This is a genomic window from Pseudomonas sp. BN515 (assembly GCF_029873155.1).
GTDB lineage: Bacteria > Pseudomonadota > Gammaproteobacteria > Pseudomonadales > Pseudomonadaceae > Metapseudomonas.
Window position 1 is genome coordinate 103,264 of the sequence record NZ_SSOH01000088.1, and the last position, 12,005, is coordinate 115,268.

Below are 12,005 nucleotides of genomic sequence, written 5' to 3' on the forward strand. Positions count from 1 at the left end.
TTGATTTACATGATGTTTGTTTAGCGACAAGAACATTTGGCGATTACGTCATGCACCTGCGCGGGCAAGGTTGCATTGGCGGGGTGCGAAGCCGGGTACGGGGGCCCCTGCATGGGGCATGCGGGCAAGTCAAAACGCGAAAGCCCGGCACGGGGCCGGGCTTTCGCGAAGGGCAGGGCGGATACCTAGGCGGCGGGGCGCTGCTGACGTTGGTAGAGGAACTCCAGCACTGCGGTGCGGTACTCGTGGTAGCGGGCATCGTTGGCCAGGGCCAGGCGGTCGCGTGGGCGCGCCAGCTCGACCTGGACGATATCGCCGACGGTGGCCGCCGGGCCGTTGGTCATCATCATGATGCGGTCGGAGAGCAATACGGCCTCGTCCACGTCATGGGTGACCATCACCACGGTACTGTGGGTCTCGCCGACGATGCGCAGCAACTCGTCCTGCAGGTGCGCGCGGGTGAGGGCGTCCAGGGCGCCGAAGGGCTCGTCCATCAGCAACACCTTGGGTTCCATCGCCAGCGCACGGGCGATGCCCACGCGCTGCTTCATGCCGCCGGAGATTTCATTGGGGTGCTTGTGCGCCGCATGATCCAGGCCGACCATCTGCAACGCCGCGGCGGTACGTTCCTTGAGGCGGGCCTTGCTTTCACGGGCGCCGAAGACCCGCTCTACGGCGAGATGGACGTTGCCGAAGCAGGTCATCCAGGGCAGCAGGCTGTGGTTCTGGAACACCACGGCGCGCTCAGGGCCAGGGCCGTCGATTTCCCGGCCATTGCAGATCAGCCCGCCGTCGCTGGCATCCAGCAGGCCAGCGATCAGGTTGAGGACGGTGGACTTGCCGCAGCCGGAGTGGCCGATCAGCGAGACGAACTCGCCACGGGCGATGCAGAGGTTGACGTCGCTGAGGGCCTGGAAACGACCCTTGCGCGTATCGAAGTGTTTGCTGACGCCGGTCAGCTCGACGAACTTGTCCATCAGGGTTCTCCTGCTCTTGGTAGGAGCGAGCTTGCTCGCGAATGCGGTTCGCGAGCAGAGCTCGCTCCTACAGGAATGGTCAGTTGTTGTAATCGAAGCGCTTGGCCAGCCACAGCAGGCTCTGTTCCAGGGCCAGGCCCACCAGGCCGACGATGATGATGGCGATGAGGATGTGCTCGACGTTGAGGTTGTTCCATTCGTCCCACACCCAGAAGCCCAGGCCGGTGCCGCCGGTGAGCATTTCCGCCGCCACGATCACCAGCCAGGCGACACCGATGGCCAGACGGATGCCAGTCATCAGGTGAGGCAATACGGCCGGGAACAGGATGCGGGTGAGGACCTTGAACTCGGAGAGCTTCAGCACCCTCGCCACGTTGAGGTAGTCCTGCGGCACGCTGGCCACCCCGGCGGCGGTGTTGAGGATGATCGGCCAGATCGAGCTGATGAAGATCACCCAGATCGACGCGGGGCCAGCGGCCTCGAACACCAGCAGGCCGATGGGCAGCCAGGCCAACGGCGACACCGGGCGCAGCAAGCTGATGATGGGAGAGAGCATCCCGGCCAGGAAGGTGAAGCGGCCGATGGCGAAGCCCAGGGGTATGCCCACCAGCGCCGCCATACCGAAGCCCAGGCCGACGCGGCCCAGCGAGTGCAGGATGTTCCAGCCGATGCCCATGTCGTTGGGGCCGTTGTCGTAGAAGGGATCGGCAAAGAGTTCCAGCGCCGAATGCCAGGTCGACAGTGGCCCCGGCAACCCTTCGCTGCGCGCCGCCACCAGGGCCCAGAGGCCAATGAACAGCAGCAGGCCGAGCAGTGGTGGGACCAGCGCCCTCGCCAGGTTGCTGAATAGCTCCGCGCCTGGTCTGGCCAAGCGTGGATGCGAGCTGGGTGCGGCCTTGGCCGGCAGTGGCAGCGGAGGATTTACCGGAGCGTTCATCGTTACCTCCCGGGTCAGGCTTTGATGGCGAAGGACTGGGCGTAGGCGGCAGGGTTCGAGCCGTCCCACAACTTGCCGTCCATCAGGGTGCTGCCGCGCATCTGGCTGGCCGGAACCGGCAGGCCGAGGGCGCTGGCCGCCTCACTGAACAGCTTGGTCTGGTTGACCTGGGCGGCGACGGCGGCGTAGTCCGGATCCTGTTTGATCAGGCCCCAGCGCTTGAACTGGGTCATGAACCACATGCCGTCGGAGAGCCAGGGGAAGTTCACGTTGCAGTCCTTGCAGAAGGCCATGGCGTGCTTGTCTTCCCATTTGTTGCCCAGACCGTCCTCGTAGTGGCCGAGGAAGCGCTGTTCGATGACGTCCACCGGGGCGTTGACGTAGGCCTTGCCGGCGATGAGTTTGGCGGTGGCCTTCTTGTTCTCGTCGCTGGCCTCGATGAAGCGGCTGGCGTCGAGCAGGGCCATCACCAGGGCGCGTGCGGTATTGGGGTTCTGCTCGACGAAGTCGCGCGAGCAGCCCAGCACCTTCTCCGGATGGTCCGCCCAGATCTGCTGGGTGGTGGTGGCGGTGAAGCCGATCTTGTCGAAGATCGCCCGCGCGCCCCAGGGCTCGCCGACGCAGAAGCCGTCCATGTTGCCGACGCGCATGTTGGCGACCATCTGCGGCGGCGGCACGGTGATGGTTTTCACATCGGTCAGCGGGTTGATGCCGTGGCTGGCCAGCCAGTAGTAGAGCCACATGGCGTGGGTTCCGGTGGGGAAGGTCTGGGCGAAGGTCAGCGGGTTGCCGCCTTTCTTGATATGGGCGGCGAGCTGCTCGCCATTGGTCACGCCGGCTTCCTTCAGCTGGCGAGAGAGGGTGATGGCTTGGCCGTTCTGGTTCAGCCCCATGAGTACGGCCATGTTCTTCTGCGGACCGGCCACGCCGAGCTGGGAGCTGTACATCATGCCGTAGAGCACGTGGGAGGCATCCAGCTCGCCGGTGTTCAGCTTGTCGCGCACGCCCGCCCAGGAAGCTTCCTTGCTGGGTGTGATGGACAGGCCGTACTTGGCAGCGAAGCCCTGGGTGGCGGCCACGACCACCGAGGCGCAATCGGTGAGGGGAATGAAGCCGACCTTCAGAGCGGCCTTTTCCGGTGCATCCGAGCCGGCGGCCCAGGCCGCGCTGCGCAAGAAACCGGGGGCGGAGAGGCCGAGGGCGGTCACGCCACCGACCGTGCCGGCAATGGCGATCGATTGCTTGAGGAAGTTACGGCGACTGCTGTTCACCGGGTCTTTGGAATCACGTTCGCTCATGGTGTTGTCCTGAATGGAGGGCAAAACAAAAACGGCGTACGCCAGAGCTCCTAATAGGGGAAGGAACTCTGACGGACGCCGTTGTCCGTGATCCGCGGCCCACCGCCGTTGGCGCGCTACGCAAGAATCTGCAGGTGAGATTGCAAACGCCTTGCCAGCTTGGCCTGCAGCCCGAAGCCATGGTCTTGGCAGGTTACTTTCGGTCGTTATTGTCTTTTAAATCAGTAGCTTGGCTATTGCGGTAATGCTTCGGGCTAGCTGGCGGCAATGAGCCATGTTCGTGCGGCGCCGATGCGGCCTGAACGGTTTTGGTTCGCTTGGAGCAGGAGAGGGCAGCGAGGGGCGGATGCCAGGAACGGGGTGCAGTATTCGGGGCAACGGAGGACAGCACCACAGTGCGCCTGCGTACTGTGTGTGGCTAGAGATTGTTGCGAGCGTTGGCCCTGTCCATGGGGAGCGAACAAGTTCGCCTCCTCATGGACTTGACCGATTTCTGGTTGACGCTCAGACGCCAAGCATCTCGTGCGTGGCGATGATCTGCTCGGCTACCTGGATCAATCGTTGTTGGCGTCCCATGGCCTGGCGACGCATCAAGGTGTAGGCGGCCTCTTCGTCACAGCTTTTCATCTTCATCAGCAGGCCCTTGGCCAACTCGATGCGTTTGCGTTCGGCCAATTGGCTGTCTCGCTCCAGCAGTTGGGCGCGCAGGGCCTGATCACTCTCGAAGCGCGCCATGGCCACGTCCAGGATTGGTCTCAATCGCTCAGTGTGAATGCCTTCGATCACGTAGGCGCTGACACCGGCCCGGATCGCCTGGCGCATCAGCTCGGGATCGTGATCGTCGGTGAACATGACGATGGGGTGGGGCCGGTCGCGGCTGACCATCACCACCTGTTCCATCATGTCGCGGCCGGCGGACTCGGTGTCGATCAGTACGACATCGGGGCGCGCCGCTTCGATGCGCTCGGGCAGGTTGATGCTCAGGCTGGTTTCGTCCATGACCTCGAAACCGGCCTCCACCAGGGCATTACGCAGACGGCCGACTTTCTTCGGGGTGTCATCGATCAGGAGAATGCGGAGCATGCAGTGGTCAACTCTAGGCGTCAGAGGGCAGCGGCCGCAGTGGCGGCGCTGTGGGCGTGAATAGCGAAGCTGCGGGCGTAGCCGGCCGGGTCGGTGCCGTCCCAGATCTGGCCGTCGAACAGCCTGGAGCTGCGCATGGGGTGCGCGGGGACCGCTATGCCCAGCGCTTCGGCCGCTTCGCGGTAGAGTGCTAGCTGGTGGACTCGACGGGCCACGCCGAGGTAATCCGGGTCGTCCCTGAGCAGCCCCCAGCGACGGAACTGGGTCATGAACCACATGCCATCGGACAGCCAGGGCATAGACGCCTCTCCGCCGGCAAAGAAGCGCAGTGGGTGAGCATCGCGCCAGGCGTAGCCGAGGCCGTCCTCGTAGTCGCCGAGAAAACGCGGTTCGATGGCCGACAGTGGTGCATCGAGGTACTCGACACCGCTGATTAGCCGGGCAGTGCTGCGCTTGTTCTCGTCGCTGGCGTCGATGAAGCGGCTGGCCTCGAGCACCGCCATGGTTAGGGCGCGGGCGGTGTTGGGGTACTGCTCCACGAAGGCGCGCGTGCAGGCGAGCACCTTTTCCGGGTGGTCGGGCCAGATCATCTGGCTGGTGGCCAGGGTGAAGCCCTGTTTCTCATCCACCGCTAATGCGCCCCAGGGGCCGCCAGCACAGAAACCGTCGATGTGCCCGGTCTTGAGGTGCTGGACCATCTGCGCGGGCGGAAGCACGACTGTGTTCACATCTTCCAGCGGGTGGATACCCTGGGCCGCCAACCAGTAGTGCAGCCACATGGCATGGGTGCCGGTGGGAAAGGTCTGGGCGAAGGTCAGTTTCGCACCGTGCTGACGCACCCGGGCGGCGAGAGTGTCGGCTCGGGTCACACCTGCCTGACGCAGTGGTTCGGAGAGATTGATCGCCTGGCCGTTCTGACACAGCCCCATGAGGATCGCCATTTCGGTGGGCGAGCCACCCAGTCCCAGGTGGGTGCCGTAGACCTGGCCATAGAGCGAGTGCGCGGCGTCCAGCTCGCTGCTCAATAATCTGTCACGTAAGCCAGCCCAGGAGGTCTGCCGCTTCAGCTCCAGGGTCAGCCCGTAGGGCTGGGCGAAACCCTGGGTGGCCGCGACGATCAGCGAGGCGGAGTCGGAAAGGGCCATGAAGCCCAGGTTCACTGTGCGCTTTTCCGGGGCATCGCTGCCCGCGACCCAGGCGAGGTTGTCGTTACGGGTGCAACTCTTGTCGGTCATGTTGTTTGTCCCACCACTGAACGAAAAAGGCGCCGTCCCAGTCGCCATGGGATTGGTGACCGGGTACGACGCCATCGTCTATGAACTGTCTCCGCCGTTGGAGGGAGTTCGGAGTGCTGGTGTCAGCAAGTGATGTGCCATCGTTCAGTAATGAAACTGAACGGAGGGCAGGGAAGAGGGCGCTGCTGGAGCTTCGATTAGTAGACGACCTCAACTTGGCTGTTATCTGCCATTCGGTATCGGCTGCTGCATAACCCAGCCCCTCGCTTATTAATGAATCAATCCACGCTCTCTGGCGGCACGTACCGCCAGTTTTCGCTTTCGTACTCCAAGCTTTTCAAAGATGCGCTGCCAGTACCATTTAACAGTGTTCTCCGTCAGCCCCAACGCTTGAGCTACTTCCTTGGCGGCGAGGTTTTGGGCCGTTAGACGAATGATCGCCAATTCGCGTTCGGACAGGAGCTCGGCGCTGGCATCGGTGGATACCAGCTCAGTTACTCGGGGTACTTCAGGGCGTTGGCCGAAGGCCGCAAGCAGTTTGTCTAGATAGCTGGTCCATGCCAGAGGGATATCAGCTGCTGTTGATTGTTTCAGCTGAAGCAGTAGCCCACACAGCTCTTCGCCCTCGTCGACAAAGATGCGCACAAATAGTCCTTCGGAGCGGCTTAAAGCTTCGATCAATGTGCGGCGCGCAGCTAGGTTGTCGCCAGAGCGAGACAGCAGACGTGTCAGCAATACGGACACGCGTACAAAGGACCGATTGTACTGGCGCTCCTGCAACAGATTTGCCCAGCGTCGTAGTACGCGTATGGCATTGGCATATTGGCCGTTCTCAAGGCTAACGCGGGCGAATGCCATTGCGAAACTCTCTCGGCTGCTGTCTGCCCCTTTCTCAGGGGATAAGGATTTGAGAGCAGTGAAATCCGGGCTGCGTTCAAGCAATCGCTCGGCCTGCACCAACTGACCCTGTTCAACGTAAAGTTGCACTTGGGCCGCCAGCACCCGGGCGCGCAAACGCGGCAGCTGGAATCGCATGGCAAATTGATGGGCTGCGTCGAGTTGCTCGTGCGCCACGGTGTAACCCGCATCTAGCCTTGTCAGAAGCGCGCCGGTAATCACTCGGGAAATGATGGAGTCGACGATGCCGAAGTCCAAGCTACTGATGGAAATCTCGGTCAACAGCCTGCGGGCTTCGTCTAGGCGATCCGTTTCATACCAAAGCTGAACCAATGGAGCTGCAGCCATGGACGCGAGTGAAGAGTCCCGTCCCTGGATACGGATTGCCGTTGCGTGAGCGGACAGGAGCAGACGCTCCGCGGTGGCAACCTGGCCGCGCGATGCAAAGACGCAGCCGGCGACAACGTCCAGGAAGACTGTTCCATAGCCGGCCCCTACGTTGAGGAATAGCCGACGTAGCTCGTCCACCTCCAGCTCGGAAACGAGACTCTGATAGCTATCACGCCGGCACATTATCAAGGCAACTTTTGCCGAGGCGAGCATGAAACTATCGCTGTGCTGATAGGCCTGCAGCCAATTTGTGATGGCGCGTTCGGCTGGGCGTAACTGGTCGGTAAAGGTTTGCAGCATGCAGTCGCGATGCTCCAGGGTTACACGGAGCAGCTCCTGCTCCCTGGCGGCGCTGCTGCCCTCAACAACATCTGGGTCAAGAAGTTGTTGGGTCTCGAAGAGCAGGCGGCGAGCCTCGAAAAATCGCCAGCGAATGATGTTGTCCCATACCAGCTCAAGCTGTAGCCGAGGAAGGCGTTGCATCACGTTGGCATCGAGCTGATCGGCCAGCGCCTGTAGCGTGGTGGTTTGTCCGCTGCTGAAGAGCGCTGGGCTTATACGGTCCAGTAACGTGCCGGCCCATTCCTGTTCGTCCAGGATGAACGCATGCTCGATGGCTTCAAGCTCCCGCCCGTGTCCAGCCAGCCATTGACCGGCACGACGATGGTACTGCTGCGCCGAGCGCGGAGATCGGTCCATCAGAATACGGCGCAGCAGGTCGGCGAACAGATGGTGATAACGGTACCAGTTGCGCTCCCGATCCAGCCCGAGAAGGAATAGGTGCTTCACCTCTATCTGATCGATCAAGTCCCTTGCGTTGCTCACTCCGAGTACCTCGTTTGCGAGCTCGGCGTTGAACGATTTGAGTAGCGAGGTCGCAAGGAGAAATTGCTCGATCTCTTGAGATTGCTTGGCAAGTACCTCTTCCACCAGGAAGGCGGCAATGTCTCTATCTGCGCCGGAGAACCGCTGGAGAAAAGTATCGACATCTACTCCAGACTCCAAGGCAATCGAGGCCATGCGTAGGCTTGCCGGCCAGCCTTCTGTTTTCCCCAGTAAGGTAATCAGCTGCGTTTCGGACAATTCCGGTATATGGAATCCGGCCATGAACTGGCGGGCTTCTTTCTCGGAAAATGAAATCGCTGCGCTATCGATCTCATGCAATTGACCGAGGGCGCGTAGCCGGGAAAGAGGCAGCCGCGGTAACTCGCGCGAGGAAATCACCAGATGCAGGTTATGCACTGGGCTGGTAAGAAGCAGGCTGATCAACTCCAGCACTCGAGTGTCGGTGATCAGATGGAAGTCATCCAGGAACAGATACACGCGGTCTGGCAACTGCATGACACGTTCGAGAATCTCTGCTGCCAGGTAGGGAGTGCTGGGGCCGGATCCTAGGCCATGGTGCGAGCCGGAGGCATTGATTGCACTGTGGCCATCAAGCGCTGATAGGAGCAGGGACGAGAAGCGCACTACGTCGTTATCGTAGCTGTCGAGGCCCAGCCAGGTGGCTTGCAGGTGCCGTTGCTGCAGGCGACGGAGCAGCGCGGCCATAAGACTGCTTTTGCCATATCCTGCCGGCGCGCAGATCAGTAGCAGCGACTTGTCGAGACTTCGTTCAATCCGATCCAGCAAGTCCTCTCGCTCAATCAGCCCGCCGGCCTGCGTTGGCGGTGCGAATTTTGTTGGCAGAATCGGCCATGAGGCTGGGCCGTTCATCGACTGTTCACCGGGCATGATCAAACTGAACGCTGCTCAGGCTCCAGCGTTGAGTGGAATACCCATCACGGAAACCCTTGTTGTTAGAAACTGCCGAAATCGGCAGCGAGTGCGTCGTTTATCACATAGCCGTCTGTGATGCTCAAGGCCCTTGAGCGTGCGGCCCCGGAAGGACGAACGATGGCAATGCCCGAAAGGGAGGGTGGGGGCGTTGCTGCTGGGATGAGAATACCGGCCAATGCACAGTGGAGTGCCCAGCCGGTAGTCCCTTAGCTATTCGAGTCAGGTATCAACCGGTGAAGTCTTTGCCGAAGATGTTCCGAGCGATCACCCACTTCTGTACCTCGTTGGTGCCTTCGTAGATCTCCGCGATCTTGCTGTCGCGATACACCTCTTCAACATGATAGTGCGACCCATCGAAGGCCAGCTCCTTGGTGAAACCGTAGCCGCCGAAAATCTGAACACCTTCGCGGGCGAATTCGCTGGCCAGGTTGGTCCCGTACCATTTGGCCATGGCTGCTTCAGGCTCGGGGAACTGCTCCCCCCCATCCATTCGCAATGCGGCTTTGAGGTACAGGTTGCGTGCGTTTTCGATTTCGGTAGCTCGTTCGGCCAGGCGGAATTGCCAGTGCTGGAACTGGGCCAAAGCCTTGCCGAAGGCTCGTCTTTTCTGCAGGCGGGCAACGCTATGGTCGAAAACGCTCTGCGCCATGCCTACACCACTGGCGGCGATGCCAATGCGTCCGTAAGTCAGTACTTGCAGCGCGATCTTCAGTCCGTCGCCACGCTTGCCCACAACGTTGTCTAGCGGGACTCGGACCTTGTCGAACCGTATATCGGCGGTCAGTTGCCCATGGTTTCCGAGTTTTTTGTCAGGCGCACCGACAGTGACGCCTGGTAGGTCGAGGTCGACAACCACTTCGGTCATTCGCTCACCATCGCGGCACAGCAGCACGACGAAGCTAGCTACTGGCGAGTTCGTGATCCAGCGCTTGTGCCCATTGATCTCAATGTGGTCGTCGTGGAAGGTCGCATGGGTCACCAGGGCCTCTACCGACAGGTCAGTGCTAGCCTCCGGTTCGCTGGTGGCAAAGCTGCCGATCTTTCGACCTTCCAGTAGCGGCGTCAGGTAACGCTTTTGGAGTGCGGGGTTGGCCCATTCGAGAGCGTGGCCGGCGAGGATGCAGTGCACATCGTAGATCGCCGCGACGCTATTGCTGAAATAGCTCAGCTCCTCGATAACGACCGCGGTTGCTGCTGCTGGACATGCCAGGCCGCGCCCACCGACTTCAGCGGAGAAGGGAATTCGAAAAAGGCCGGCATCTGCCATTGTCTCGAAGAGGTCGAAAGGGAAAGCCTCGACAGCTTCTTCACGGTGGCCGATTTGCCAGGCAACAGGTGCCACATGCTTTTCGCAGAACGCACGCACTTCTGCCCGAATCGCAAGTACCTCCTCTGGGCTCATCAGGTCGTGGTACAGACGTGGTTCCTGGCGAGGTGGATGAATCTCGTTTGTCATTGTCATTTCTGGCAATTCTCGTGTTGGTCGGGATGGGAGGTGCACTTTGTCCGGATATCCGCCCTGGTCGGGCCTGAACACACTCAACACGCACCCAGGGCGATGAGCGCAGCCCGGGCGCAGGCTTCGTCTTCGGATTCACTACCACCGGAAACAGCGACAGCACCTATCAATTGACCGTCGATACGTATCGGCAGACCACCTCTCACCAAGGTCAGGTCGCGGTGCGATAGCAGACCATCACGTACGCGTTGGCCGGAGGCTTCCAGGACTTGTTCGAGCTCAGCTGCTGTGATGCCGCAGCCTGCTACGCTGCGCGCTTTTTTGATGGCCATTTCATGGGAAATCAGAAACGCCCCTGGCATCCTGGCGAAGCCGGTAAGCGCGCCTTGGGAGTCGACAACGGCGACCACTACCTTTATCGCCAGTAGTTCCGCGTGGTGGATCGCGGCCTCTATGGCCTGTAGCGCAGCTCGATGGGTGATGAGGGGGTGAGAGATGTACAGGGGATCAGTGGACTTCGGATTGACGACCATCGTTGACTCCGAGACCGAACGAATTCGGTCCTGCTTTTGTTGCGCTCGGGGCGATGTGCGCCAGCGGAGCTAGCCAGGGGCTCGGTGCCTGTAAACATGCAAGGCTCAATTCCCCTGGGCATTGATGAAACTGGCTGATCGGCACTCCGCCCACCGGCCACACTGAAAAAAAAGGGCGTCTCGGTTTTTCACGCTCGATAAGGTAGACGCCCGTGAAAGGAGCACTGCTGGTTTTCTCTCCGAGACCTTGTTGGCGGTTGCGGAGAGGCAACAATCAGGTCACCACAGTGAGAAAAGTTTCGTGAAGCTTGCGCTGCACGTAGTCGAGACCGCCGCCATCACCGATACCGTCGAAAGTCCAAGTCAGCGGTGGATGGTCCGGATAGGGCTGGCGATCTTCCTTGAAAGTCTCGAAGCGATTGCCGGACGGATCCCATGCATAAATGGTCCTGCCACGAGTCACGCCATGTCGGGTTGGTCCGATGTCCACAGGCACGTTGTTCATCGCCATGATGTCGCCGGCGCGCAATACCTGTTCCCAGCTTTCCATCAGGAAAGACACATGGTGGAGCTTCCCTGGCTCCTCGTAATGACCGAAGGCGATGTCATGGGATTTGATCGAGCAGCTGAGGAACCCAATGATGTTGGTCTCGCCATCTGGGCCAAGTACGCGCTCGACCAGCGTGAACCCGAGCACATCGATGAACAGCTTGAGCGTCTCTGGTACGTTCGGTCCGTACAGCAGCAGATGGTCCATCCGCAGTGGTGAGATGCCGTGAGTAGCCGTAGGGTCCCACGGAGTCGGATTGACCTCACCGCACCCGTTGCCGACGAAAGTCTTCTCGGCATACAACTCGACTTCGTGACCACTGGGGGTGGTGAAGCGTACGCGTTCACCGGTCTCTAGCAGGTCGCCGGCGGCGATGCGATGCGTGTCTACCCCGTAGGCCTGCAGCTTGCCTTCAAGGTCATTCAGGGTAGCGACATTCAGCACCTTGAAGCCGACGAAATCCATACCTGCGCGATCGGCCTCACGCAGTATCACGCTGTGATGATCAAACTCGTCGCGGCATTTGAGATAGATGCGACCCTGGGAATCCCGCCCGGTCTCTAGCATGCCGAGAACATCGCGGTAGTGGTGTACGCCCGCCTCAAGGTCCATGACACGTAGTTGAACGTGCCCGGGGCGCAGAACGCCTGTCATTGCCATGTTTCGCTCCTGATTGTGTTTGTTCTAGAGAGGGCTGGCTGTTGCCCCCGGGCGTGGGCCCGTCTTCTGGCCTAGCTGTTCGACCCGACGGTGGCTAAACACGTCTGGGTCATGTACCGGAGGTACCACTTACAGAGGTCATGGAGCGCGGCGATGCTGCTCCAGTCTGTATGTCGGCTAGCTCCATTTGGCAGTCAGTAGATACCC

Annotated in this window: 9 protein-coding genes; all 9 read right to left on the reverse strand. The window is 60.7% G+C overall.

Going from position 1 to position 12,005, the window contains the following annotated elements; translation table 11 throughout:
- Positions 1 to 185 precede the first annotated feature (185 nt).
- Positions 186 to 977, reverse strand: a complete 792-nt coding sequence (locus E8E91_RS25070) for an ABC transporter ATP-binding protein (protein ID WP_179057943.1) — start codon at positions 975 to 977, stop codon at positions 186 to 188.
- 79 nt (positions 978 to 1,056) lie between these two features.
- Positions 1,057 to 1,914 (reverse strand): nitrate ABC transporter permease, encoded by an 858-nt coding sequence (gene ntrB, locus E8E91_RS25075; RefSeq protein WP_179057944.1) that lies wholly within the window; start codon positions 1,912 to 1,914, stop codon positions 1,057 to 1,059.
- 14 nt (positions 1,915 to 1,928) lie between these two features.
- The gene (locus tag E8E91_RS25080; RefSeq protein ID WP_179057945.1) at positions 1,929 to 3,212 is read right to left on the reverse strand and encodes a CmpA/NrtA family ABC transporter substrate-binding protein; all 1,284 of its coding nucleotides are present in this window, start codon (positions 3,210 to 3,212) and stop codon (positions 1,929 to 1,931) included.
- Between the two features lie 504 nt (positions 3,213 to 3,716).
- Positions 3,717 to 4,295, reverse strand: coding sequence for an ANTAR domain-containing protein (locus tag E8E91_RS25085; RefSeq protein ID WP_179057946.1), 579 nt, complete (start codon positions 4,293 to 4,295; stop codon positions 3,717 to 3,719).
- 20 nt (positions 4,296 to 4,315) lie between these two features.
- Complete coding sequence (locus tag E8E91_RS25090) at positions 4,316 to 5,530, reverse strand: CmpA/NrtA family ABC transporter substrate-binding protein (RefSeq protein ID WP_179057947.1); 1,215 nt, start codon at positions 5,528 to 5,530, stop codon at positions 4,316 to 4,318.
- A gap of 270 nt (positions 5,531 to 5,800) precedes the next feature.
- Positions 5,801 to 8,533, reverse strand: coding sequence for a LuxR C-terminal-related transcriptional regulator (locus E8E91_RS25095; RefSeq protein WP_179057948.1), 2,733 nt, complete (start codon positions 8,531 to 8,533; stop codon positions 5,801 to 5,803).
- A 289-nt stretch (positions 8,534 to 8,822) separates the two neighbouring features.
- Positions 8,823 to 10,052: an acyl-CoA dehydrogenase family protein gene (locus tag E8E91_RS25100; RefSeq protein ID WP_179057949.1), complete on the reverse strand. Its 1,230-nt coding sequence runs from the start codon at positions 10,050 to 10,052 to the stop codon at positions 8,823 to 8,825.
- A gap of 83 nt (positions 10,053 to 10,135) precedes the next feature.
- Positions 10,136 to 10,588: a heme-binding protein gene (locus E8E91_RS25105; protein WP_179057950.1), complete on the reverse strand. Its 453-nt coding sequence runs from the start codon at positions 10,586 to 10,588 to the stop codon at positions 10,136 to 10,138.
- Positions 10,589 to 10,862: 274 nt separating this feature from the next.
- Entirely contained in the window at positions 10,863 to 11,798 is a 936-nt protein-coding gene (locus tag E8E91_RS25110; RefSeq protein ID WP_179057951.1) for a catechol 2,3-dioxygenase, read from the reverse strand.
- Positions 11,799 to 12,005: the final 207 nt, after the last annotated feature.